Here is a 24,683-nt window from a genome sequence, read left to right as displayed (position 1 = left end):
AAGGACCTTCGAACCGTTTTTTTGCTTTTGTAGATATATTCTATCTTATTGATTTCCTTATGTCCATCCATTAGTAAGCAAATCCATATAGGTATTTCAACCTAATTTTTAATAGCTTTATTATAAATATTTAATAAATGGTTCGAGTGCCATAAATTAACATTTAGTACTATGACCAAAGTGACCTTGCTGCTAAAGAAAATAATAGATATCTGAGAGATTTAACAAATTTCTATTTTCTTTCATGAATTTTTAGAATTTTATGAAGAAGTTCCTTATACTTTAAGTTTATTATTGAAGTAAAGTGTTTTCGTCTTATGTTATATAAGAGGAAAAGCTTTCTTTAATATTGACAAAAGAGAGGAGAGCGTTATGAAACGGATTTTTATTGGAATATGCTGTGTATTTTTATGTTTTTCGCTTGTTGCTTGCAGCAATCATCTTTCCATTATTCAAAGCAGTCGTTATAGCAATTTTACAGCAAAGGGGGAAGACGGCAAATATGAAATATCCGGGAGGTCACAGGTTGTGAATTCTTTACATCTACTATATATTTCCGCGTTGGAAGATACCAGCGTGGACTTGTCTGGTGAATTAAAATCTATATCCGGGGATGTTCAGATAGTATATATTAATCCTGATAATAAAGAAACCGTTATATCCGATAGCACTAACGATTCACGAAAAGGAAAATTAAAACTTGATACAAGTATTAAACTTGATAAAGGAAAAAGCCGCCTCGAATTTAGAGGAAAAGATACTTCCTTTAAATTTGATTTGTTGTTTGCCCATATAGCTCAGGATAAGTTCGAGTATTTCAGTGCAGAAGAGGAAGAGGAATATGATGAAGAAAGTTTTGAGGGAGACAATATTGAATACTCAGATTCTAAGGGCGAAAAAATAAGGAATGAAGGCAAAGATAAATTGCTGAAAAAAGTTTCCGTAACTTACACAGATAAAGACGATAAATGTACTGTGTTAAATACATCACTTAGCGAGGATACAAACATAAAAGTACTGGTTGAAGCAAATGTATCTAATATTGACCATAAGGATAATCTATGCTTTGGCGGCTTTCGGCTGACTTACAAAACAAAAGATGGTGAAAAGGTTGAAGTATTAAAGCATAAGACAAATGAATTTGCCATGGGAGGCTATGCATGGCAGGATAGCTTTGTTCAAGAAATTGAATTGCCAAAGGGAACAAATAAATTGATTTTTAATAGCTATCAAGGAAAGAATTATAAAATAACACTAAATATACAATTGTTTCAGGTTGACTAACGTGCTGCCGGGGCTATCCCAAAGTAAATCCTCCAATAAAGATTATTTACAATTCATCGGTAATCGTTTGGCTGTCTTGCTAAACAAAACTGCCCTTCGGTTTTTATTTGCCGCAGGGCAGTTTTTATTTCAGCATCGCTGGGTCAGGTTCAAAAAGAGTGTCTACTGTTGTTCCAAGCAGGTTAGCCAGCTTAAAGGCTAATAACAGAGTGGGATCATATTTGTTATTTTCAATCGCATTTATTGTTTGTCTCGTTACCCCTAATGCTGTAGCCAAATCTTCCTGCCTATAATTTTTTTCTTTACGTAAATCTCTTATGGTATTCTTCATGCTTCTCACCGGCCAACGGTAAAATATAGGATTGCGCCAAATACAATGAGTGAAAATATTAAACCCAAAGAAATTAAAATTTGTTTTTTACCACTGTCATCGTCAACCTTCTGCTTCTCAAGGTTCGTAACAAAAAAGTAGACTATCTTTGATTCCATCTCATCCATTTTTCTCATAATAAGCCTCCATAATGTCAAATGTATTTTACATTCCAAGAATACTATATGAATTTATTAATGTCAAGAGTTTTTTACATTTTAGAAATAGTATTTAATTGAAAATCCCATCATATATTATAGAAAAAAATCAGGTAATAAGATGAATTATTGTGTATACCCCAAACATGCTATGGAGCTAAATACTTTACCAAAAACATATCCACTGGAGAAAGCCATTCATAACAATGATATTGTAGTAAATCCCTCCAATCCAAATAATACTGAACGGTTTTATGAATTCTTATCAAATATAGGAAAAGGTAAAACTGATAAAATTAGAATAACAAGATATGGCTATGATAATCCTGAATTAGCTATAAAAACAATTCTTGAATATAATGGGACCTTCTTAATATTTTCTCTCTCCGACGGCCAGGTCTCCCCAGTAACATATTACGGAAATGAAATTATTTACAGATATAGACAACCTGATGGACCATGGCAATATTTTCTTAAAAAATGCGATGGTGGTGAAGAATTAGTATTTAATTTATATAAATATGGAAATCCTTAAACCTATATTACTTGTTTATTGCAATAGTTAAACTGCTGCACCCAATCGGAGTGATTTTATGAGTGCAGCATATTGCATCTCCTACAATGCATTACTATTTTAACATCTGATGGAATATATTTCATTGGTAATTCATACCAAATTTGTTGAATTTCAGTATCAATTGAATCTATATATCCCTTGTACGATTAAAATATCAATTTTTTATGTAAGCATGCATATTTTACAGACTTAATTTCAGTTTTAGATACTTTATAATTAATATTTTTAACAATTGTAATTACTTAGTTTAATACCTGACTCTGACAAGCCGACCATTTTTTATAACATTATATCGTATTCACTTTCTGTTATAGCATAAAAACCTCCATACATATCCGCCAGTGACAGTGTACAGAGGTTCTAGTAGTATATGTTCTTTCAGTTTTCAAAATCGCCAGTACAACATCATCGGACCAAGAATCACTGTTAAATCATTTTGTAAATCATTTACAAATCAATTCAGTTGCCGATAAATAAAGGCTTTCACAGACTTTCCCTACTCATCCCAGTTATGATATACTTCCTGTACATCATCATCCTCATCGAGCAGATCCAGCGTACGGTTCATCATTTTAATACCCTGCTCGTCGGTAAGTTCTACCCAGGTCTGGGGAATCATAGTGATTTCGGCTTGTGCCATAGGGATTCCTGCATTTTCAAGGGCTTCTCTTACAGCACTGAAGCTGTCTTCTTCGGTCAGGATTTCAAAGCTGTCCTCTTCCTCGTTAAAATCTGATGCACCAGCATCCAGTGCAATCATCATCAAATCATCAGCTTCTTTTTCGTACTCTTCCTTGTCTATGATAATCTGTCCTCTTTTATCAAACATAAAGGATACACAGCCCGGTGTTCCTATATTACCGTTTCCTTTGGTGAAGGCATTTCTGACATTGGAAGCCGTACGGTTCTTATTGTCTGTTAATGCTTCAACAATAATGGCAGTACCATTGGGTCCATAGCCTTCATATGTTACAAATTCATAATTAACGGAATTGGCATCTCCCGCTGCTTTCTTGATACTTCTATCAATGGTATCATTGGGCATGTTGTTGGCTTTGGCCTTTGCTATCACATCCTTTAAACGGCTGTTGGCATTAGGGTCCGCACCGCCTTCTTTTACGGCAACTGCTATTTCCCTTCCAAGCTTTGTAAATGCCTTACCCTTTGTAGCATCATTCTTCTCTTTTTTATGCTTTATATTCGCAAATTTAGAATGTCCTGACATAATATATCTCCTTTATCTGTTCCCAGACCCAAAAAAGGCCGCAAAAACGGCTCCTTTTTACAGACTGATACTTTAACTTTTAAAAACTTAATTTATTTTACCATGGATAGCTATTCTTTACAAGGTTTTAGAATTAATAAGTTTATTAAGCTTCTCCATTACACCGACTGTTTCTTCATTGGTCTTTATGACGCACATCAGCGTATCATCACCTGCTATACAGCCCATAATTCCAGGTATATGCAGTGCGTCCAGGGCAGCTGCTACAGCCATTGCCATACCGGATACTGTCTTGACAATAATAATATTCTGAGCCATGTCCATTGAAATAAAGCCTTCTCTCAGCACCCTTACATACTTGTCGCTCATACCTGTTTCCGTATTGTTTAACACGATGTATTTCTGCTTTCCGTCATCTACGGCTACCTTTGTCAGCTTTAATTCTCTGATATCCCTGGAAATAGTTGCCTGGGTCACGTTATACCCTGCCTGGGTCAAAAGGTCTGCCAAGTCTTCCTGGGTTTCAATATCATATTTATTGATAAGCTCTATTATCTTACTTTGCCTGCCAACTTTCATCTCTTTTCTCCGCCTTGTCCGATTTTTTTTCTCAGGACCTCAAAAAATTCTACGTGGTTAATTTTAACCATTCTGGTCTTTTCTGATGCCTTTGTTATATGAATGCTGTCTCCGGCTGTGAGCTCTTTTGTCAGCTTACCGTCCAATACAGCAACAGCACCTTCCTGATCTGGTATTTTATTTTCACTTATCTGTATTCTGACAGAATCATTGGAGGATATAACGATACTTCTGGCTCCCAAAGTATGCGGACAAATAGGTGTTAATACCAGTATGTCTGCATCGGGCTTTACTACGGGTCCTCCTGAGGAAAGACTATAACCGGTAGAGCCGGTCGGAGTGGATACAATAACCCCATCACCGCGATAGCTGTCCGCAAGCTCTCCGTTAACATAAATGCTGATATTTATAATCTTGGAAAAATTGCTCCTGGATATCACAATATCATTGAGTACAACACCAAGATTTTCTTGCCTTTTATCATTTATCAGAACTCCGCGGAGCATGATTCTCTCTTCTATGGAATAATCATCCGAAAACAGGCAGTCAAGGGCAGCCCAAACCTGATTTCTTTCAATATCTGCAAGGAAGCCCAGGGTCCCCAGATTAATCCCAAGAATAGGAATCTTCAATTCACATACGATATCGGCAGCCTGAATAATTGTTCCATCGCCGCCTAAGACCAGGATACAGTCTGTGTCGTTCCCAATCTTCTCCGTAATGGCGGCACTGCTGCCGTTCCCATAGCTTTCTTCCCTGTCAATACATACACAATCCTTCTGATGCAAGGTCATATATTTTATTATCTCATTGGTCAGCTCTAAATCTGCATCTTTACTACGATTGGTTATCAGACAAAATTTATTCATGAAAACTCCTGTATTTACATTGTTATGTTTATTTATACAATGATGTATTCATTGTAGCATAAAGCTCCAATATTTACAAGTTTAAAGTATTATGCGACTTTTCTACTACTTCATCTATAAGGGCTTCCCCTGCTAAATCTTCCAAATCACAGGATTCCCCCGGTTTCTTAAGGTAAAGCAGGTATTCGATATTTCCCTCCGGGCCTTTAATTGGGGAATAGTCCAGGTTTAAGACAGTGAATCCAATGGATTTTGCATAATCTATCACTTTTATGATTACTTCCTTATGGACACTTTTTTCCCTTACAACTCCCTTTTTTCCAACCTTTTCCCTTCCAGCTTCAAACTGGGGCTTTACAAGGCATACCACTTCACCCTCTTCTTTCAGAAGGTTTCTAACGGGCTCCAGAACCAGAGTAAGTGATATAAAAGCCACATCAATGGAGATAAAATCCATCTCCTCCCTTATATCCTCCTGGGTTACGTACCGTATATTTGTCTTTTCCATGGAAATCACACGCTCGTCCTGCCTTAATTTCCAGGCAAGCTGATTGGTCCCCACATCTACGGCATATACCTTGACGGCTCCGTTTTGAAGCATGCAGTCTGTAAAACCTCCGGTGGAGGAGCCGACATCCATGCAGGTCTTTCCCCCAAGTGCCAGTCCATAATTTTCTATGGCCTTTTCCAGCTTTAAGCCGCCTCTGCTGACATATTTAAGGTTCTGTCCCTTTACTTCTATATTCACGGTATCAGGAAAAGAAGTACCTGCTTTGTCTTCCCTGATACCATCTACAAACACATTGCCGGACATAATAATAGCCTTGGCCTTTTCTCTGGATTCTGCCAGATTTCTCTTGACTAACAAGACATCCAAACGTTCTTTCACTTCTTTTTCCTCCCGGCTGCTGAAATCCTTATCCTGCCTGACATTCTAGGAATGAGAGATAAAATCCTTTATATGTGCCGTAAGTGATAACGGGTCAAATCCGAATTTTTCCTTTAACACACTTACATCGCCCTGCTCAATGAACTGGTCCGGCAGCGTAATATTCAGGAGTCTTATATCCCTTAGATTTTGTTCAAACAGATAGGCTGCGACCCCTTCTCCATAACCGCCTCTTTTAACGTTCTCCTCCAGTGTCACCCATATGCCATGGCTTGCTGCCATTTCCTTTAGGAGCTCCGTATCCATCGGTCTTAAAAAGCGGATATTTACCAGGGTTACTTCCCTGCCTTCTTCTGTCAGTATATCATGTATCTGTGCTCCTGTTTCTACCATGCTGCCGGCTGCAAGCAGGAGGATTCTGTTCTTCTGGGCATTTTTTTTCTTTCCGGCCGTATTGCTTTGATAAATAACCTCACTCCTGCCATATTCAACAGGCTCCTGGTACTCCGCCAGGCCCTCATAGGCCCTTCCTCTGGGATAGCGTATGGCAACAGGGCCGTCATGGGTATAAGCAAAACAGAGCATTTCTTTTAATTCCGTGGCATTTTTAGGAGCCATTACGGTGAGGGAAGGAATATGGGATAAGAAAGAGATATCAAAGATTCCCTGATGGGTCTCACCATCATTTCCTACGATTCCCGCCCGGTCTATGGCAAATATTACCGGAAGGCTGCTAAGGCATACATCATGGACTATCTGGTCATATGCCCTTTGTAAAAAGGTCGAATAGACTGCCACAACAGGCTTCATACCGCCTAAGGCCAGGCCTGCCGCAAAGGTTACCGCATGCTCTTCCGCTATTCCTACATCAAAGAAGCGCTCGGGGTATTTCTGCTTGAATTTATTTAAACCTGTACCGCTTGGCATGGCTGCTGTAATTGCAACAAGATTGTTATGCTTCTCCCCAAGCTCCAGCATTGTCTCAGAAAAGATATCCGTATAAGTGGCTCCCTTCTTTGCCTTGCTGTTCTTCCCGGTCTTCACGTCAAAGGCATCCACACCGTGAAAATAGCTGGGATTTTTTTCAGCCGGCCTGTATCCTCTGCCTTTTTTTGTAACCGCATGGATAATAACCGCTTTTTTCGCCTTGGAAGCACTGGCTAACGCCATGGAAAGCTCATTTAGATTATGTCCGTCTATGGGGCCGATATAGGTTAAGCCCATGTCCTCAAAGAGCATCCCTGGTATTACGAGCCGTTTCAGAGAATCCTTTGATTTTCTGATTTTGTCAGCAATTTTCTTTCCGATGCCCGGTACATTATTAAGTGCTTTTTCAACGGTCTGCTTTAAATTAATATACTTATCTCCGGTTCTGAGCTTTCCGAGATAATTTGCCATCCCTCCCACATTTTCGGAGATAGACATTTTATTGTCATTTAATACAATGATCAGATTGGATTTTAATTCGGCAGCATTATTCAATGCCTCAAAGGCCATTCCGCCGGAAAGGGCGCCGTCTCCGATTACTGCCACTATTTTTTCATCGCCGCCTCTTAAATCCCTGGCCCGTACCAGGCCCATGGCTGCCGATAAAGAAGTGGAGCTGTGGCCTGTATCAAGAGAGTCACAAGCACTTTCCTTCCTTTTTGGAAAACCGCTTAAGCCTTCAAAAGTACGAAGGCTTGCAAATTCCTTCTTTCTTCCGGTGAGGAGCTTATGGGTATAGGCCTGATGCCCCACATCCCATACAAGCTTATCCTCCGGAAAATCCAGGTACAGGTGTAAAGCCATGGTAAGTTCCACTGTTCCCAGGTTCGATGCAAGATGCCCTCCGGTCTTGCTGATATTCCCTATTAAAAACTCCCTGATTTCTTCCGCCAGCTTATTGTAATCCGATGGTTTTACCTTTTTTATATCATTTGCCCCATTGATGAGGTCAAGTATCCCTGCCACTGATTCACCTTCATTTCTTTTATTGTCCGTTTCTAGCTCTCTGCCAAGGTACCGCTCTTTTTAGCTTTTACGATTGATCAGACTGGTTAAAAGAGCTTCCAGAAACTCTGAATTCCTGTTAAGGCTTCTTAATGTCTCCAAGCCCTCTATAGTAAGCCTGGACACTTCCTGATGGCTTTCCTCCAGACCCAATAGCTTCACATAGGTTACCTTATTGTTTTTTTCATCACTTAAAACAGGTTTCCCTAAGATTTCCACCGTCGAGGTCACATCCAGAATATCATCCTGTATCTGAAAGGCCAATCCGACATTCCTGGCCAGCTGTTCCATCTTTAATACATCTTCCTCACTGCCGCCTGCCAGGATAGTACCTATCATAAGGGATGCTTCCAGCAAGGCTCCCGTTTTTAGCTGATACATATAATCAAGCCGGCTTTTTTCTGCTGTTCCCAAAAAGCCTTCCATGTCAACCACCTGCCCGCCGAGCATGCCATGGATGCCGGATTTTCCCGCCAATACAGCCATACTTGCGGAAATTCTATCACAGTGCCTGTTTTTCCCGAAAGCCATACAGGCTATTTCAAAAGCATAATTTAACAGGGCGTCTCCCGCCAGGATGCCAAGAGCTTCTCCGTAAACGGTATGGGTGGTTTTTCTTCCTCTTCTGTATTCATCGTTATCCATAGCCGGAAGGTCATCATGTACCAGTGAATAGGTATGAATCATCTCAATGGCAGCAAGAAACGGTTCCAGAATATCCCTGTCACTGCCCTCAAATACTTCAAAGGCAGCAAGCATCAGCAGGGGCCTTAAGCGTTTTCCGCCAGCCAGCACACTGTAATTCATGGCTTCGTATATTTTACTCTGGGGTTCCTCACCGGCAGGCAAATATCCGTTGATCACTTCATCAATATACTCTTTTTTATTCTTGCGCAATCCGTTAAATATTTCCGTATCCATAAATGAATTCCATCCTCTCCGGCAAGCCGCATGTCTGTCCTCTTAAGCTTAAGTTATAAGTCTCTATTCGTTGTAAGCTTCCTTGGATTCTCCCAGGACGATCAGCTGCTTTTCAACCCTGTCTATGGAATCATTGCAGCTCTTTAACAGCTTTACTCCTTCCTGATATAACGAAAAGGAATCCTCCAAAGAAACGTCTTCTGATTCCAGTTTTTTTATAATTTCATTTAATTCAAGAAAGGATTGTTCCAGATTATTCTCTTTTTCCTTCATATCTGCCTCTTTTCTTAAAACATTGTATTTGTTAACCTTCCGGTCTGTTAACCTCCGTCAGCTGAGTAACCTCTGCCAGGATATCTCCATCCGTTACACTGATTCTAAGCTTTTCTCCGGGGGCTGTTTTTTTGATACTGTTTACAATCCTGCCCTGTTCATTTGCCACCAGTGCATAGCCCTTATTCAGCTTTTTGACCGGGGATAGCCCCTCCAGCTTTTCTATGTAGAGCTCCAGCATATGCCTCTTTTTTATTATCTTATTATGAAGCAGCTGGTTTAGTGTCTGGTCCAGATCCACAAGTAACTGGCGTTTTTGCCTGATCTGGTAAATAGGGCTTAAATGCTCCAGCTTTAAGGTAAGGCTCTCAATCTCCTTGCGGCACAGGGAAACTTTTATTTCCATATTCCGGTTCAGGGCATTTCTGGCCTTGTCCATTTCATACAGTACCCCACGGACATCGGGTACGGCAAGCTCTGCCGCCGCTGAAGGTGTCGGTGCTCTTAAATCCGCTGCGAAATCCGCAATGGTCACATCCGTTTCGTGTCCTACCGCAGATATAACCGGTATACTGCATTGGTAAATGGCTCTTGCTACAATTTCCTCGTTAAAAGCCCAAAGATCCTCAATTGAGCCTCCGCCACGGCCAACTATTATAGTATCGACCTTTCTTTTTTCCAATGCCTTAATTCCTGCCACAATGGTTTCTGCCGCACCCTCTCCCTGAACCTGTGCAGGATACAGATACAGCTGTACATAAGGGTTACGCCTTTTTGCAATATTGATGATATCCTGAATTGCCGCACCTGTTCTGGCAGTGACAATTCCCACTGAAACAGGATAGGCGGGAATCTCCTTCTTATGCTCCCTTGAAAACAAGCCTTCCTTTTCCAGCTGTTCTTTTAATTGCTCGTATTTTTGATAAAGAAGGCCCAGGCCTTCTTCAATAATTTCCTTTGCATAGAGCTGGTATTTACCGTCCCTCTCATAAACATTGACTGCTCCCAGGGCTATTACGCTCTGGCCTTCTTTCAGTGTGAATTTAAGCCCGCTTCTCTGCCCGGCAAACATGACACAGGCTATCTGTCCGGTTATGTCCTTTAGGGTAAAATATATATGTCCAGAGGTATGGTATTTACAATTGGATACTTCCCCCTTTACATAGATATTCCCAAGGTTGTAATCCCGTACAAAGAGGTTTTTTATATAGGTATTGACCTGTGTCACAGTATAAACATTACTCATAGTAACCTCATTCTTTTGCTAATTTTGCAAGAACACCGTTTACAAAGGCTCCCGAAGAGTCTCCTCCAAAGAGCTTAGCAATTTCCACTGCCTCATTAATTGCAACTTTGGTTGGTACTTCCTCGTCAAATTTGATTTCATATACGGCAAGTCTTAATATGGTAAGGTCTACCTTTCCCATACGGTTCAGCTTCCAGCCGCTGGAGATTTCACTTAAGATTTCATCAATCTCCGGAATTTTGGAGAGCATTTGCATGGAACGCTCCCTTAGATACGCCATGTCCTCTTCCTTTGGCTCCTCCAGGGATTCCAGATATAAATTCATCTGCTCCGACATCTCGTCTTCTTTATGAAAATCCTTCCTGAACAACATGCGGAACAAATGCTCCCTTATCTCTCTTCTATTCATCGGTAACCAACCTTTCTCAGTACTTATACATTAACGCATAAACAACCCTTAAATAGGATATATCTAAGGGCTGCATAGGATTAACACTATTCGTTTTGCTTATTTATTCTTATCGATATTCACATCGGAGATTCTGACATTTACTTCTGATACAGATAATCCGGTCATATTTTCAATGGCTGTCTTTACCTTTTCCTGAACCTGCCTGGAAGTCTCCGGAATGCTGTAGCCATAGTTTAAAGTAAGTGATAAATCCACAGCAACAGAGTCCGTACTCACATCAATCTTTACTCCTCTGGAATATCCCTTCATGCCAAGCTTGCTTACCAGTTCCCTGGTCGTGTTACCGCTCATGGCTGCCACTCCTTCTATCTCGGTCGCAGCCAGGGCTGCTATGGTGGCAACTACTTCATCCGCTATCTGAACTTCTCCGACATTGCTGTCAGCATGTATCTGATAAGTGTTTCTATTTTCTTCTTTGACCAACTTTATTACCTCCTAAGTCTAAGGCAAATGCCCTCAAATACAAACAATCCCTATACCAGTTATTATACCAAAAATATACCTATTTGCAAATGATTTTATGCATCTTTTCCGTTAAGGCCTGTAATACGGCTATATTTACTGCTTTTTCTATTATTAACAGGTATTTTTGTTTCATACTGTACTGATAGAAAATGGCTCTGCCCTCTGGCTCAGTGATTATCAGAAACAGAAGGAAGGCAGCCTTTACAGGGCTGCCTTCCCGGTCTTTGCGGTTTTAAAGCGTAATATTTCTATTCGTTTGCTATGGTCGGGTTAATATGAATCTGGTTTGCTTTTCTTCCGGTTTCGGCTTTTACGACATCCATAATCTGCGCAACATCCTGCTCCGTTAATTTCTCAGCGTTTACAACAACATCAACTCTCTTATCCTGCATGAACACCAGCGCATCACTGAAGCCCTTTGCTTTTAACAAGGTTTCTGCGGCATTTTCTGCATCTTTTACTTTATTTAATTTCAAAAGTGCGTTTACTGCAATTTGTTTGCTCTCTTCTGACAGGCTTTCATTATTAATAATACCGTTGTAGGTCTCTATGTATTTAGATCTCCACTGTTCCCTGTTCAGCTTTGCGGATTCAAAGAAATCAGAAGTGGTCGTCGTGCTTACCAAAACTGCTTCACCAGGTGTACTGGTTTCCTTGTTGTCCTTGGAATCTGCTGTATTCGTAGTATCGCTGTTACTGTCTGCTACATTGGCATCGTCATTCTTTGCTGTGTCAGCAGAATCTTTACTGTCTGCCGTATCCTTTGAACTGTCATTGGAGGCAGTGTCTTTTGTCGAGGAATCCTTTGCCGTATCTTTTGATGTGCTCTTGCTGCTGTCCGATAAATCCAGTGCTGATTCCGGCAATACATTGCCCTGATCATCCAGTGAAAGGATGTCGCTGTCCGTTATATCGTCTCCCATTGTAGATTCGGTGGTGTTATAGTCATTTGTATCTCCGGTTTTTATAGGGTCATGTTTACCGCTAAAATTCAAATACCCGGCAATTATTATCATGATTGCCAATGCCGCAATAATGATATTATTTTTCCTGAATAAATTTTTCATGCTAGCCTCCTTAAAGATTCTTTATGATTTCATTTTCATTACTTTAACTTTATGTGGCGGAACACCAAATAATACCTGTACAGCTTCGATTATTTCACTTTGAATGACAGCCTTATCACCGCCCTGGGCTATCACAAGGATACCCTCCACTTCCGGTTCGATTTCTTTCAGGGCATAAGGTCTTTTAACGCCATCACTGCCCTCTACCATAACGGTGGTATCACTTTGTTCTGTTTTATTACTGTTCCTGCTTCCGCCCTCCCCGTCAACTTCATTCACGCTTTCCTTGGTATATGGCCTATCCTTTAATACTACGACCTCCTTGGACCCTTTTAAGGTTATCATGACTTCTACTGTTCCGATTCCCTCCACCTTCATCAGCAGGGTTCTTAACTGGTCCTCAAGGTCTGTAACATAAAGCTCTGTTTCATCATTTGCAGTGCCGGATGTCTGGCCCATCAATTTATTACTGCTAACGGAAGGTTCCTTGGATTTTTTATCAGAGGACGGTAGATTGGGAATTGATAATAACACCAGGAATATTCCTGCCATAAGCAGCATTACAAGCCTTGCAGGTCCTATTTCCTTTAACGTGATCTTTTTCTTTTCTTTTTCCATACTTTGGCTCCCATGCCCATTGCAGATATTCCGGCAACAAAGCATACATAAGGGTGGTTCCCATCTGGGTGCATTTTAATTGGTATCTTATTATTTTCTCTGCTTCTTTATACCAAAGAAACATTCTTAGTATAAGGGAGTGTTACTCCTGTATACTAATATTTATATTATCAGCCTTTAAATTATAGAAGTCCGACAAAACTTTTTTTGCATTGATTTCTACAGGGGACAGGATGTTTTTACTGACCTCCTTGTCCTCTTTGTCTTTTTTGATATTGATATTGTCTATTACGATCTGGTCAATTGTAACTGCCTCCTTTTCTTTCTTATTCTCCTTTTTTTCACCATATACCCCCTTTATATCAAGTTTTGTTAAATTGCCGTAATTGCCGCTCTCCGCATTTTCATCCAGAGTGACCTTTACACTGCTGACCGCAATATTTTCTCCCTCCAGCAGTTCCTTTACCTTATTTTCTATTTTCTCCTTTACCTGTATAAAAATCGCATCCCGCTGCTTAGCTTCGGTTTTGCTGAATTTCTCTTCCATATCAAGGGTATCCCCGGCTTCTGCTACCAGGGAATTGGTGGTAAAGTAATAATCCAATGTATTATTCAGCTGAAACACCTTAAGAAATGGAGATATCACAAGGATGACCAGAATAATACCCGATATGAGATTGAGGTATTTCTTATAGGAGCTCTTCCCCATCAGGTTCGTTACCACACTGATGAGTACCATAAATATTACAATGTCCTTAACCCAGGAATAAATATAATGCATACTCTTCCTTTCTATGTAGTCGTGGCAGCTACTATGGTTATGGTAATAATAAAGAGAACTGCTCCGACTATGACGGTCTGCAGAAGGAACAGGCAGGCATCCCCGGAAGCGGAGATACATTTCAGCATACGCTTGTCCGATATCGGCTGGACAGCGGCACTGCTGACCTTATAAATCAGGGTCATGACTGCCAGCTTGAGCACCGGCACGGCACAGAGGGTGACAATAACCACAACTCCGGCAACGCCTATGGCATTTTTCAGCAGGACTCCTGCTCCAAGGACGCTTTCCGCCACACCGCCAAAGATATCACCGATTCCAGGGATAGCTTCTGCCGCTTTAAAAACCAATGATTTTTTCATCTTGTCCGATACCGGTGTTATAAGTCCCTGCACGGCATTAAAGCCCACTACAACGCCTACCAGTGTTTTAAGTCCCCAGCTCATTAAAGTTTCCAGCAGATCAGTAAGCTTTGAGAGCAGGTCTTCTTTGGATAGATTGTTTGCCATGGATATTACCAGATAGATATTAATAAGAGGTATAATTATTTTAATCAGCAGAATATCTGCAAATGTTATCAAAAACAAAGTCACCTGATAGAACACCATGGAAGTTCCGGCGCCGCTGCAAAAGGCCACTGCCATAAAGTAGGAGGGAACCAGGGCTTTCATCAGCTCCAGTAGGGAGGAAAGTGTTTCTGCCGCCATGGAGGAGGCTGTTATAAAGGAACCGGTCAAAACGGAAAACAGTAAAAGATAAGCAACATAAAATCCGGTATCCGCCACCTGTATGTTCTTAAAGGCATAGGAGAAATTCGTAAATACAGCCGCTATAACCGCAATTGATATAAGCCCGGTAAAGGTATTTATATTATTTTTCACCTCATTTGATACCACCTGTTTTAAGTCATCCAGTATACCGGTTATGGAAAAGGTTCTCCTGCCTGCTATCAGATCATTTACATAATCCATAAAATCAAATTTATTGCCTGACGAGAGGGTATCATCTATCACAGACTGAATCTGGCTGAAGTCGATATCTTCCCCTCCATTCACCGAATTCCCGGAGGCAGCATAAGCTTTAACTTCGGGTATTACCGTTACTATCAACAGCAGCAGCATTGATAGGAATATTTTCTTCATAGGTCCCCCTTCTCCTGCGCTTTTCCGTTAAGAGGTCAGGAATTTATTAATGGTATCCAAAAGGGCCAGTAAAATAGGCATTCCTGTGGCTAGTATCGTCAGTTTTCCCACCAGTTCAATCTGGTTTGCCACGGCAGTATGTCCAAAATCTTTGCAAAGGTCTGCCGAGAATTCCGCTATGTAGGTTATACCTATAATTTTTATCAATATGCCTAAATAGGATTCATTTAGGTTTATATATGCCTGGATTTTCTTTATGGTGCTGATAATCAGCTCTAATTTACTTAATCCTAAGTAGAAAATAAGGATGCAGCCTGCAAGACTGATGTACACCGAATATTCCGATTTATAGTTTTTAAAAATGATTGCAAGCAGTATTACACTGATTCCAACTAAGGCAATCTGTACCATCCCATTCTCCCTTTCCTATAATGTAAACAGGTTTTGTATGGTCTTAAATAATTCCGAGATATAAGGTACAATCCAGAACAGAACAAGGATAAGACCTGCCAGAGTGGTTAAAAAAGCCTGCTCATCCCTTCCCGATTGCTTTAGTATCTGATTTAGAACCGAGACCAGGATTCCTACCGCAGCAATTTTAAATATCAGGTTGATGTCCATGTTATCCCCTTTCGTGTATGTCAAAACTTAGATTAACTTAAAGCATAATAATTGTTAAAAAGATTCCTCCAAGAATGCCAAGGGTGTTGTACATATAGGTCTTTTCCTTCACATTCTTAGACAGGTCTTTTATCTCCTCTTCTATCTGCGATAGGTATAAATCAATGGTATTAAGCTGCATTTCCTTGTCCAGGTAGCCCATATTCTCACCAAATTGTGACAGGTTCACAAGGTCCTTTTTGCTAAGGGAGGTATTCTCGAGTCCCTTGTTTATGGATTCCTTCCAGATGTCTCCAAAGGAAATCCCCCCAAACTCATTTAATTTTTCCGAAACTACTTGCAAGAATTTTTTGTACTTACCGTCATGCCTTACTGAAAGGGCTTGTACTGCTTCCGGCAGCGGTGAATTAGCATAACGGATATCCCCCCGCAAAAGGGTAACGATTCTTCTCAGCTCCTTCAGATCCTGAATCCTGCCCTTTAATTCTCCGCTGAAATAGATGCCCATTCCTGCCGAGGAGGTAAGTATCAATACACAGCCCAGCATTTTGATAAAGGTAATAATCATCTTCTTCCTCCGCTTCTTACGTTATCTTGTAAATTCCATTGCCTTCCCTGTCATAAATCTCCTCCAGATGTCCCACACTTCCTTTATTGCTTAAAAGGATATACCTCTCAAAGAGCTTATCCTCAATTAATTTCTTGAGTAAGGGTTTCCCCTTAACATCCAAAAGAGAGTTGCCATGTACCGTTGCAATCAGCTTGCATCCGCAGTTTATAACATATTCAATTGCCTCGATATCTTCCTTGGAGCCGACTTCATCCACTGCAATTACTCTGGGAGACATTGCACGGATCAGCATCAGCATTCCTTTTGCCTTGGGACAGCAATCCAGTACATCCGTACGGATACCCAGGTCATTTTGAGGCACCCCCATATAACAGGCTCCGATTTCGGACCTTTCATCCACCACTCCTACCGTAAGCCCGGCCCTGTCTTTTCCGCCGTCCGAAATCAGCCTTATAATATCTCTTAGCAGTGTCGTTTTACCGCAGCAGGGCGGGGAAATAATAAGGGTATGAAGGCAGTTTCCATTCTCCATAATAAGGGGGAGCACCTTCTCCCCACAGCCCGTTATCTGATGGGACAGGCGGATGTTGATAAAGGAAATATGCTTGATGCTTTTTATCCTGTTCTCTTCCAGCACCGCTTTTCCGGCGATTCCTACCCTGTGCCCTCCTGTTATGGTAATAAACCCCTGCTTTAGTTCTTCTTCAAAGGCGTACAGGGAATAATTACTGATATATTCCATGGTTTCCTTTAATTCATTTTTGGTTAACAGGTAGCTGTTCTCACAGTCCTTTGATAGCTCTGACTGCTCAGTAAGAAAATATTCCTTATTGTCATAAACAATAAGCAAAGGAGCATTCACCCGAAGCCTGATTTCCTGTAAAAGTTCATAATCCAGCTCTGCCTTCGCCAGTATATTCCTAAGCTTAATGGAAAAGATCTTAAGAAGCTCTTCTTTCTTATTCATTGTGCATCCTTCCCGAAGGGGTTTAATCAAAACCTTTTCAGTACTCGTCCTCCTCCTTAAAACAATATATGTCCCCCTGTTGAATTTATGACCTGATATTTTAACTTGCAAAATAGATTTTTATATATTATCCTAATGAATAAATAATGAAGCATATGTAAATTAAAAGTGCTGAAATCACAGAGCTTTGACTGGATATATTTGAAGATAGTATTTTAGAATCCTAATAAAAGGTGTCAGAACTCATGTTTATCGAATGTATATTTGGGGTATAAAAATACACTCAGCTCCGTGAAAGTCGCTTCGCTGCATTTTTATACCCCAAATATACATAAAAGAAAGCTGAGATTAATTATAGTACTCGAATCAATACTTTGAAAATTTTAAATTAAGGAAGTTAAATTTTAAGAAATATTAGAAAGAGGTCAATATGGATTATGGATTAATCGGAGAAAAGTTAGGGCACAGCTTCTCAAAGCCCATACATGAAAAGCTGATGCGTTATCATAACGTCAAGGATTACAGCTATGGGATAAGGCCCGTACCAAGGGATGAATTTGCAGAATTTATGGAAAAGAAGGATTTTAAGGCCATTAACGTTACCATTCCCTATAAAAGTGACGTGATTCCTTATCTTTCCGAGATTGATGAACACGCTGAAAAAATTGGTGCTGTCAATACCATCGTTAACCGCAGCGGACGGTTATGCGGCTACAACACCGATTTTTATGGATTTTTATATACACTTAAGTACCATGCTATGGATGTAAGGGATAAGAAAGTATTTGTCCTTGGTAACGGCGGAGCTGCCAAGGCCGTACTTGCCGTGCTTTCCTATCTGGGTGCTTCTGAGATTGTTATTGTTAAGTACAGAAAGGATACAGGCTGTATCACTTATGAGGAAGCATTAGAAAACCACCGGGATGTTTCTTATATCATAAATACAAGCCCGGTAGGAATGTACCCCGGCACAGATGCCACTCCCATGGACCTTACTCCCTATACAGGCTTAAAGGGAGTTGTAGACATTATCTACAACCCCCTTAAGACAAAGCTTCTATTGCAGGCAGAAAGTCTTGGCCTTCCTGCCGTAAACGGTCTTGAAATGCTGATAGCCCAGGCAAAGCAGGCTGTTGAAATATTTTTAGATACTGCCATTACAGACAATGCCATCCAGGATATTTTTAATGAGATGATGACAGAGCTTGGCAAAGGGACTGCTTAAAAGAATTTATTTCGCTCTAATAATCATGCCTTCCCAACGCGCCGCAAGATTGGGCTGAGGATTTCGCAGGCACTTGTGTGAAAATTGCTTTTTAATTTTCACACTAACAGCCATGCCTTCCCAACGCGCCGCAAGATTGGGCTGAGGATTTCGCAGGCCCAATCTTGTGTGTGAAAATTGCTTTTTAATTTTCACACTATTTCCATTTATCTATCATAGAATTCAGCATATCATTAAGCCTGGCCAAATCCTTTCCCGACCTCTTTTCACTCTGACGGATAAGGGCCATGAGCCTGTTAGCCGTATCCAAAAGACGTCCGTATACGGGAGCGGCAGCCTTCTTCTCTGTTCTTTCTGTTTTTTCTGTTCTTTCTGCTCTCTCTTCTCCCCGCTTAACCCTGATGCCCTGATTCTGCTCAAGCCAGACACCTTCCTTTAAATCATAGCAATCACCGCTGAAAGGGGCAAAGCTGTTCAGTCCGTATTCTTCCTTTAACACTCCGGCAAAGGCTTCACAGCTTTCTTCCTCTCCATGGGTCACAAACACCAGGGCCGGCTTCTTCTCAAAGGAATTAATCCACTTCAGAAGTCCAGTTTTATCCGCATGGCCGCTGGTTCCGTTAAGCCTTTTAATTTCCGCATTCACCTGGATGGTTTCACCAAAGAGCTTGACCTGCTCCGCTCCGTCTATGATAATCTTTCCAAGGGTGCCTTCCGACTGGTGCCCTACGAACAGAACGGTGCTTTCCTGGCGCCAGAGGTTATGCTTTAAGTGATGCCTGATTCTGCCCGCATCGCACATACCGCTGGCAGATATAATAACCTTTACATCCTTGTCAAAATTGATGGCCTTGGACTCTTCCGCCGAAACGGCCGTAATAAGCCCCGGAAACTGTATGGGATTTATCCCTTTCTCCACCAGCTCCATAGCCTGGGCATCATAATATCCCCGTACATTTTCCGTGAAGATTTCCGTCGCTTCATTGGCCAGAGGACTGTCCACATAAACCTTGAAATCCTTATGGCCTCTGATCAGGTTTTCAGTCTTTATCTGGCGGATAAAATAGAGCAGAACCTGGGTCCTGCCTACAGCAAAGGCGGGAATCACCACATTTCCTCCTCTGTCAAAGGTGGTCTGCAGGATTTCTGTCAGCTCCTTTACATAATCCGGTGCCGCACCATGGTCTCTGGTTCCGTAGGTGGATTCCATTACGACATAATCCGCATCCTTTATATACTGGGGGTCGTTAATCAGGGGCTGGTCGATATTTCCGATATCTCCGGAAAATACCAGCTTCTTCGTTACTCCTTCTTCTGTAATCCAGACTTCAATACTGGCAGAACCCAGTAAATGGCCGCTGTCTGCAAATCGGAATTCAATTCCGTTAAAGAGGCTTGTCCTTTCCCCATATTCATGAGCCACAAAGGTTTTTATAGTGCCTTTCGCATCCTCCATGGTGTATAGGGGTTCAACAGGCTGTTCACCCTTTCTGATGCCCTTCCTGTTCTTCCATTCTGCTTCAAACAACTGGATATGCGCGCTGTCCAAAAGCATGATTTCACATAATTGCTTCGTCGCCTCTGTAGAATGTATATTGCCATTAAAGCCTTCCTTATATAACAGGGGAAGTCTTCCCGCATGGTCCATATGGGCATGTGTGAGTAAAACGGCATCTATTTCCCTGTCTGAAATGGGAATAGGCTTATTCACAAAGACATCGCGTCCCTGCTCCAAGCCGCAGTCAATCAAAATGTTTTTGCCGCAGGCTTCTAATAAATAGCAGCTGCCTGTTACCTCATGGGCAGCTCCGATAAATATTAATTTCATAAACAACCTCCTGTTCTCTATCATTCCCTATACCAAGTACTTCATACATGGCTGGATAAAGGAATGAAACTTCGTGATTGAATTGCTACGAAACTTTATCTTCCGGATCCGAAAAAGAATAATGCAATGGTTCCGGGACCTGAGTGGGTGCCGATAACAGGGCCGATGTAATTAATAATGATATCCTTTACAGGGAATTTTTCCTTCACCAGTTCTGCCAGATATTCCGCATCCTCTGCCGCATCACCGTGCCCTATAAAGATTACCTGGTCCTCTGCATTTGTAACAGCAGCCTCCATATGTTCAAAAAGAGCCTGAATAGATTTCTTTCTGCCTCTTACCTTTTCCATTGGAATAAGGCGTCCTTCATTGTCTACATGAAGAACCGGCTTTATGTTAAGTGCCGTACCGATTCCTGCACTAAGTGCACTGACTCTTCCTCCTCTTTTTAAATGGAACAAGTCATCCACGGTAAACCAATGGCATAACTGCAATGTATTCTTTTCAAGCCAGGCATAAAGCTCTTCTATGGTATAGCCTTCGTTTTTAAGTCCTGCTGCCGTATAAACCAAAAGTCCTTCCCCAACGGATGCACACCTGGAATCAATGCATTTGATATTTGCATCGCTATATTTTTCCTCCAGCTCCTCCTTTGCAATCAGAGAAGAATTATAGGTTCCGCTTAGAGCAGAGGAAAATGCAATATATAAAACATCCTTTCCTTCTTTTACAAGGGGCTCAAAAACTGTCAGAAAAGTCTCCGCATTAATCAGGGATGTCACAGACTTGCTTCCCTGTCTCAGCATATCGTAAAAATCGTGGGCTGATAACTCCCTTGCATCCGGATAATGAACATAAGTCTTTCCCTCCACCTCAAAATCCATAGGTATGGATATAATTCCTAATTTTTCTATCATTTCCTGTGTCAGGTCCGCTGTTCCATCCGTGACAATGACATAGTCCCTCATTTATATTTCCAAGTATCAGGAGTATTACCATGATACTGCCAAAATGGTGCTGCAAGAATATTTTTGGCATCCTTTCCCTCTCTATTTTCTTCCAGCTGATAAATAGTTCGACATAATCTACTTCCACAGTATTATTTTAACACTTATTGGATATCAATACAAGCTGGCTGTTTCCAGAGTAAACGCATGAAATCAATTATTAAGGAGCCGGAGATTGGTCAGGAGAACACTTAAGCTATGTGAATCACAGTCAGGCTCTGCCTGAATACTCACCCCAGGAAAACAAAAAGGAAAACATCCGGAATAATACCAGCCGGCGCAGAGCCAAAGGGTGAGTATTATTGGGGATGGTTCCTTCTATAGATAATATCAGTAATAGGCAATCCGCTGAATTGTCATAGGCGAAATCCAGTCAATTAACTGTTGATGTAGTTGATAAGGCCCTCCGCCTTTATGATTTTTTGCATAAATTCCGGAAAGGGCTGACCTTTATACTCTGTCTTTTTGGTAAGGTCATAAATCCTGCCGCTGTCAAAATCAATCTCCACTTCATCGCCTGCCTCGATTTCTGCCGCTGCCTCCCTGCATTCAATAATAGGAAGTCCTATATTAATAGAATTACGGTAAAAGATTCTGGCAAAGCTTTCTGCAATAACACAGCTAATGCCGGAGGCCTTTATGGCTATAGGTGCATGCTCTCTGGAGGAGCCACAGCCAAAATTCTTATTGGCAACAATGATATCGCCTTTCTTTACTCTCTTTACAAATTCCGGGTCAATGTCTTCCATGCACTTTTGTGCCAGTTCCGCAGGACTGGTGGAATTTAAGTATCTGGCGGGTATAATTACATCTGTATCAACGTTGTCACCGTATTTATGCACTGTTCCCTGTGCTTTCATTTCCGACTCCTTTTCCGGGCGGCAATTATTTGAGGTTTTCCCGAACAGCTGCCTGCTTTATTTCAATGTCATGGCTGTTTCTAACCCTTTTCCTTGCTCCCATTCAATCATTTATTCTATTCTGTTCGTTTTAAGGATTGAGATATTGCTTATAAACCCAGTTCTTCCGGGCCGGATATCCTTCCGGTTACGGCACTGGCAGCGGCCACCGCAGGGCTTGCCAGGTATATTTCCGATTCCACATGCCCCATTCTTCCGACGAAATTACGGTTAGTGGTGGCAACGGCACGCTCACCCTGAGCCAGGATGCCCATATGCCCTCCAAGGCAGGGTCCGCAGGTCGGAGTGCTTACGGCAGCACCGGCCTTAATGAAGGTAGAAAGAAGCCCTTCCTCCATTGCCTGAAGGTAAATGTCCTGGGTTGCAGGAAAGATAATAACCCTCATGCCCTTCTTTACCTTTCTGCCTTCCAGAACCTTAGCAGCTGCCCTTAAATCCTCAATCCTGCCGTTGGTACAGGAACCGATTATGACCTGCTGGATTTCAACTTCCCCGACTTCATCTATGGTTCTTGTATTCTCCGGCAGGTGGGGAAATGCTACCGTAGGGCGTATTTTTGATAAATCGATGGGATAGGTTTTCTCATAGTCGGCATCCTCATCTGCCTCATAAACCTTATATTCCTTTTTGGAATGTTCCTCCATGTAGGCAATTGTCTTTTCATCCACAGGGAAGATTCCGTTCTTGGCACCGGCTTCAATGGCCATATTTGCCATGGTAAAGCGGTCATCCATGGAAAGGTTCTTAATACCGTCTCCCACAAATTCCATGGATCTGTAGAGTGCCCCGTCCACGCCGATTAATCCGATTATATGAAGTATAATATCTTTACCGCTGACCCATTTGCCAGGACATCCCGTTAACTCAAACTTCAGGGCTGCCGGTACCTTGAACCAGGCTTTTCCGGTTACCATTCCGGCGGCCATATCCGTGCTTCCGACCCCTGTTGAAAAGGCACCCAGGGCACCGTAAGTACAGGTATGGGAATCTGCACCGATTACCGCCTCCCCTGCGACTACCAATCCCTTCTCCGGTAACAGGGCATGCTCTATTCCCATTTCACCGATTTCAAAATAATTGGTAATATCATGCTCCTTTGCAAATTCTCGTAAGCATTTGCAGTTCTGCGCTGATTTTATATCTTTATTGGGGGTAAAATGATCCGGCACCAAAGCAATCTTGTCTTTGTGAAAAACCTGTTTTTTCTTAATCTTTTCCATTTCCTGTATGGCAACGGGTGCCGTTATATCATTGCCTAAAACAATATCCAAATCTGCCTCTATTAATTGGCCGGCTTCCACTTCCTTAAGCCCTGCGTGGGCAGCCAGAATTTTTTGCGTCATTGTCATTCCCATAATATCCCTCTTTCCGGAATATCAAATCCTTGATTTCATATTCCTTACTATGTTTTGAAGAATTTATTTAAAATCAAAAGTACTATTATTTGACTTCTTCTGCAATCAGGTCTCCCATCTTATCCGTTCCTACTAAAACATTTCCCGGGGACATAATATCGACAGTGCGGTAGCCCTTGCTTAATACCTTTCTAACAGCTTCCTCTATCTTCAGGGCTTCCTCCTCCAGGTCAAAGGAATATCTTAGCATCATGGCCGCCGATAGAATAGTTGCCATGGGATTGGCTTTATTCTGTCCTGCAATATCCGGTGCCGAGCCATGGCTGGGCTCATAAAGTCCAAGCTTTGTCTTTCCAAGGCTTGCCGAAGGGAGCATTCCGATGGAGCCGGTTATCATGCTTGCTTCGTCGGATAAAATATCTCCGAACATATTTTCCGTAAGGATTACATCAAATTGTCCCGGGTCCTTCACCAGCTGCATGGCACAGTTATCAACCAGCATATCGCTCAGCTCCACGTCCGGATAATCCTTTCCCACTTCCTTAACTACCTGTCTCCATAGCCGGGAGGAGTCTATTACATTCGCCTTATCCACACTGCACAGCTTCTTTCTTCTCTTTCTGGCAGTTTCAAAGCCCGCCCTTGCTATTCTTCTTATTTCTTCCTCGTCATAGGTCAGGGTATCATAGGCCTTTCTCAGTCCGTTTTCTACTACGGTCTTCCTCTCTCCGAAATAAAGTCCTCCCGTCAGCTCCCTTACCACGATCATATCAAAACCTTCTCCGATTATCTCTTCCTTTAAGGGACAGGCTTTCTTTAAATCCTCAAAAAGCAGTGCGGGTCTTAAGTTGGCAAATAGTTCTAGGCCTTTTCGAATCTTCAGCAGTCCTGCTTCCGGTCTTAGCTCCGGCGGCAGGCTGTACCAGTTTGATACCCCCACATTTCCTCCTACTGCTCCTAAAAGCACAGCATCGCTCTTTTTTGCTGTGGCAAGGGTTTCCTCCGTAAGGGGAACGCCATGGACATCGATAGATGCCCCTCCCATTAGAAGCTCCGTGTAGTGAAAACGGTGTCCGTAAACCTTTCCTGCTTTATCCAGAACCTTCTTTGCTTCTCTTATAATTTCCGGTCCGATTCCATCTCCCGGAATAACCGCAACACTGAATTCCATCGACTTAATTTCCTGCCTTTCCTTCTTTTACTGGTATTCTAACACAAATTTTGATATAATTGAAATACATAATAAGAATATTTATTATAA

At 41.7% G+C, this 24,683-nt stretch carries 30 protein-coding genes; 4 read left to right on the top strand and 26 right to left on the bottom strand.

Annotated features, from left to right (window positions below):
- The first annotated feature begins 528 nt into the window (after positions 1–528).
- Positions 529–1,284: a hypothetical protein gene (locus BUB77_RS05225; protein WP_139241110.1), complete on the top strand. Its 756-nt coding sequence runs from the start codon at positions 529–531 to the stop codon at positions 1,282–1,284.
- A gap of 124 nt (positions 1,285–1,408) precedes the next feature.
- Here BUB77_RS05225 and BUB77_RS05220 read toward each other — a convergent pair whose 3' ends face one another.
- Both BUB77_RS05220 and BUB77_RS29795 read right to left on the bottom strand, forming a co-directional pair.
- Positions 1,409–1,615: a helix-turn-helix transcriptional regulator gene (locus BUB77_RS05220; RefSeq protein WP_073273581.1), complete on the bottom strand. Its 207-nt coding sequence runs from the start codon at positions 1,613–1,615 to the stop codon at positions 1,409–1,411.
- 5 nt (positions 1,616–1,620) lie between these two features.
- Positions 1,621–1,791 carry a hypothetical protein gene (locus BUB77_RS29795; protein ID WP_170866586.1) on the bottom strand — a complete coding sequence of 57 codons (171 nt, stop codon included), beginning with the start codon at positions 1,789–1,791 and terminating at the stop codon, positions 1,621–1,623.
- Between the two features lie 142 nt (positions 1,792–1,933).
- On the opposite strand from BUB77_RS29795, the gene BUB77_RS05215 reads away from it, so the two are divergent.
- Positions 1,934–2,347: a DUF4362 domain-containing protein gene (locus tag BUB77_RS05215; protein WP_073273580.1), complete on the top strand. Its 414-nt coding sequence runs from the start codon at positions 1,934–1,936 to the stop codon at positions 2,345–2,347.
- 538 nt (positions 2,348–2,885) lie between these two features.
- On the opposite strand, the gene BUB77_RS05210 is transcribed toward BUB77_RS05215, so the two are convergent.
- The 10 genes from BUB77_RS05210 to BUB77_RS05165 all read right to left on the bottom strand — a co-directional run bounded on the left by BUB77_RS05210 (position 2,886) and on the right by BUB77_RS05165 (position 11,278).
- A complete protein-coding gene (locus tag BUB77_RS05210) occupies positions 2,886–3,614 on the bottom strand; it encodes a YebC/PmpR family DNA-binding transcriptional regulator (RefSeq protein WP_073273579.1) in 729 nt (242 codons plus the stop codon).
- A 117-nt stretch (positions 3,615–3,731) separates the two neighbouring features.
- A complete protein-coding gene (argR, locus tag BUB77_RS05205) occupies positions 3,732–4,193 on the bottom strand; it encodes an arginine repressor (protein WP_073273577.1) in 462 nt (153 codons plus the stop codon).
- Positions 4,190–5,062, bottom strand: a complete 873-nt coding sequence (locus BUB77_RS05200) for an NAD(+)/NADH kinase (protein ID WP_073273575.1) — start codon at positions 5,060–5,062, stop codon at positions 4,190–4,192. The genes argR and BUB77_RS05200 overlap by 4 nt, the downstream gene beginning before the upstream one ends.
- Positions 5,063–5,135: 73 nt before the next feature.
- Entirely contained in the window at positions 5,136–5,951 is an 816-nt protein-coding gene (locus tag BUB77_RS05195) for a TlyA family RNA methyltransferase (protein ID WP_073273573.1), read from the bottom strand.
- A 45-nt stretch (positions 5,952–5,996) separates the two neighbouring features.
- Positions 5,997–7,904 (bottom strand): 1-deoxy-D-xylulose-5-phosphate synthase, encoded by a 1,908-nt coding sequence (gene dxs / locus BUB77_RS05190; RefSeq protein WP_139241109.1) that lies wholly within the window; start codon positions 7,902–7,904, stop codon positions 5,997–5,999.
- A gap of 60 nt (positions 7,905–7,964) precedes the next feature.
- Positions 7,965–8,864 carry a polyprenyl synthetase family protein gene (locus BUB77_RS05185; protein WP_073273571.1) on the bottom strand — a complete coding sequence of 300 codons (900 nt, stop codon included), beginning with the start codon at positions 8,862–8,864 and terminating at the stop codon, positions 7,965–7,967.
- A 63-nt stretch (positions 8,865–8,927) separates the two neighbouring features.
- On the bottom strand, positions 8,928–9,137 hold the full coding sequence (gene xseB / locus BUB77_RS05180; protein ID WP_073273569.1) for an exodeoxyribonuclease VII small subunit: 210 nt from the start codon (positions 9,135–9,137) through the stop codon (positions 8,928–8,930).
- Positions 9,138–9,168: 31 nt separating this feature from the next.
- Positions 9,169–10,383, bottom strand: a complete 1,215-nt coding sequence (xseA, locus tag BUB77_RS05175; RefSeq protein WP_073273568.1) for an exodeoxyribonuclease VII large subunit — start codon at positions 10,381–10,383, stop codon at positions 9,169–9,171.
- 7 nt (positions 10,384–10,390) lie between these two features.
- Positions 10,391–10,792, bottom strand: a complete 402-nt coding sequence (nusB, locus tag BUB77_RS05170) for a transcription antitermination factor NusB (RefSeq protein ID WP_073273566.1) — start codon at positions 10,790–10,792, stop codon at positions 10,391–10,393.
- 99 nt (positions 10,793–10,891) lie between these two features.
- Entirely contained in the window at positions 10,892–11,278 is a 387-nt protein-coding gene (locus tag BUB77_RS05165) for an Asp23/Gls24 family envelope stress response protein (protein WP_073273564.1), read from the bottom strand.
- A 166-nt stretch (positions 11,279–11,444) separates the two neighbouring features.
- Between BUB77_RS05165 and BUB77_RS29790 the strand changes: the two genes are divergently transcribed.
- The gene (locus BUB77_RS29790) at positions 11,445–11,594 is read left to right on the top strand and encodes a hypothetical protein (protein ID WP_170866585.1); all 150 of its coding nucleotides are present in this window, start codon (positions 11,445–11,447) and stop codon (positions 11,592–11,594) included.
- Here the strand turns inward: BUB77_RS29790 and BUB77_RS05160 are convergent.
- The 8 genes from BUB77_RS05160 to spoIIIAA all read right to left on the bottom strand — a co-directional run bounded on the left by BUB77_RS05160 (position 11,569) and on the right by spoIIIAA (position 17,087).
- Positions 11,569–12,387, bottom strand: a complete 819-nt coding sequence (locus BUB77_RS05160) for a SpoIIIAH-like family protein (protein ID WP_073273562.1) — start codon at positions 12,385–12,387, stop codon at positions 11,569–11,571. The genes BUB77_RS29790 and BUB77_RS05160 overlap by 26 nt on opposite strands.
- A gap of 21 nt (positions 12,388–12,408) precedes the next feature.
- On the bottom strand, positions 12,409–13,005 hold the full coding sequence (locus BUB77_RS05155) for a hypothetical protein (protein ID WP_073273560.1): 597 nt from the start codon (positions 13,003–13,005) through the stop codon (positions 12,409–12,411).
- Between the two features lie 142 nt (positions 13,006–13,147).
- Entirely contained in the window at positions 13,148–13,786 is a 639-nt protein-coding gene (locus tag BUB77_RS05150) for a stage III sporulation protein AF (protein ID WP_073273558.1), read from the bottom strand.
- Between the two features lie 11 nt (positions 13,787–13,797).
- A complete protein-coding gene (locus BUB77_RS05145) occupies positions 13,798–14,928 on the bottom strand; it encodes a stage III sporulation protein AE (protein ID WP_073273556.1) in 1,131 nt (376 codons plus the stop codon).
- Between the two features lie 27 nt (positions 14,929–14,955).
- On the bottom strand, positions 14,956–15,339 hold the full coding sequence (locus BUB77_RS05140; RefSeq protein ID WP_073273554.1) for a SpoIIIAC/SpoIIIAD family protein: 384 nt from the start codon (positions 15,337–15,339) through the stop codon (positions 14,956–14,958).
- A 15-nt stretch (positions 15,340–15,354) separates the two neighbouring features.
- Positions 15,355–15,549, bottom strand: a complete 195-nt coding sequence (gene spoIIIAC / locus BUB77_RS05135; RefSeq protein ID WP_073273552.1) for a stage III sporulation protein AC — start codon at positions 15,547–15,549, stop codon at positions 15,355–15,357.
- A 37-nt stretch (positions 15,550–15,586) separates the two neighbouring features.
- Positions 15,587–16,117, bottom strand: a complete 531-nt coding sequence (locus BUB77_RS05130; RefSeq protein WP_073273550.1) for a stage III sporulation protein AB — start codon at positions 16,115–16,117, stop codon at positions 15,587–15,589.
- A gap of 16 nt (positions 16,118–16,133) precedes the next feature.
- Entirely contained in the window at positions 16,134–17,087 is a 954-nt protein-coding gene (gene spoIIIAA, locus BUB77_RS05125) for a stage III sporulation protein AA (RefSeq protein ID WP_073273549.1), read from the bottom strand.
- A gap of 430 nt (positions 17,088–17,517) precedes the next feature.
- On the opposite strand from spoIIIAA, the gene BUB77_RS05120 reads away from it, so the two are divergent.
- On the top strand, positions 17,518–18,312 hold the full coding sequence (locus BUB77_RS05120) for a shikimate dehydrogenase family protein (RefSeq protein WP_073273547.1): 795 nt from the start codon (positions 17,518–17,520) through the stop codon (positions 18,310–18,312).
- A gap of 6 nt (positions 18,313–18,318) precedes the next feature.
- On the opposite strand, the gene BUB77_RS05115 is transcribed toward BUB77_RS05120, so the two are convergent.
- The 6 genes from BUB77_RS05115 to leuB all read right to left on the bottom strand — a co-directional run bounded on the left by BUB77_RS05115 (position 18,319) and on the right by leuB (position 24,593).
- Complete coding sequence (locus BUB77_RS05115; RefSeq protein ID WP_073273545.1) at positions 18,319–18,507, bottom strand: hypothetical protein; 189 nt, start codon at positions 18,505–18,507, stop codon at positions 18,319–18,321.
- A gap of 1 nt (position 18,508) precedes the next feature.
- Complete coding sequence (locus tag BUB77_RS05110) at positions 18,509–20,140, bottom strand: MBL fold metallo-hydrolase RNA specificity domain-containing protein (protein WP_073273542.1); 1,632 nt, start codon at positions 20,138–20,140, stop codon at positions 18,509–18,511.
- 95 nt (positions 20,141–20,235) lie between these two features.
- Positions 20,236–21,108, bottom strand: a complete 873-nt coding sequence (locus BUB77_RS05105) for a DegV family protein (protein ID WP_073273540.1) — start codon at positions 21,106–21,108, stop codon at positions 20,236–20,238.
- Positions 21,109–21,524: 416 nt separating this feature from the next.
- Positions 21,525–22,055 carry a 3-isopropylmalate dehydratase small subunit gene (gene leuD, locus BUB77_RS05100; protein WP_330392505.1) on the bottom strand — a complete coding sequence of 177 codons (531 nt, stop codon included), beginning with the start codon at positions 22,053–22,055 and terminating at the stop codon, positions 21,525–21,527.
- 101 nt (positions 22,056–22,156) lie between these two features.
- Entirely contained in the window at positions 22,157–23,422 is a 1,266-nt protein-coding gene (gene leuC, locus BUB77_RS05095) for a 3-isopropylmalate dehydratase large subunit (RefSeq protein WP_073273537.1), read from the bottom strand.
- Between the two features lie 85 nt (positions 23,423–23,507).
- The gene (gene leuB / locus BUB77_RS05090) at positions 23,508–24,593 is read right to left on the bottom strand and encodes a 3-isopropylmalate dehydrogenase (RefSeq protein WP_073273535.1); all 1,086 of its coding nucleotides are present in this window, start codon (positions 24,591–24,593) and stop codon (positions 23,508–23,510) included.
- Positions 24,594–24,683 lie beyond the last annotated feature (90 nt).

Origin of the sequence: Anaerocolumna jejuensis DSM 15929, assembly GCF_900142215.1 — a bacterium.
Lineage (GTDB): Bacteria > Bacillota > Clostridia > Lachnospirales > Lachnospiraceae > Anaerocolumna > Anaerocolumna jejuensis.
The sequence above is the reverse complement of the archived record's forward strand: the minus strand, read 5'-3'. Positions and strand labels throughout refer to the sequence as shown.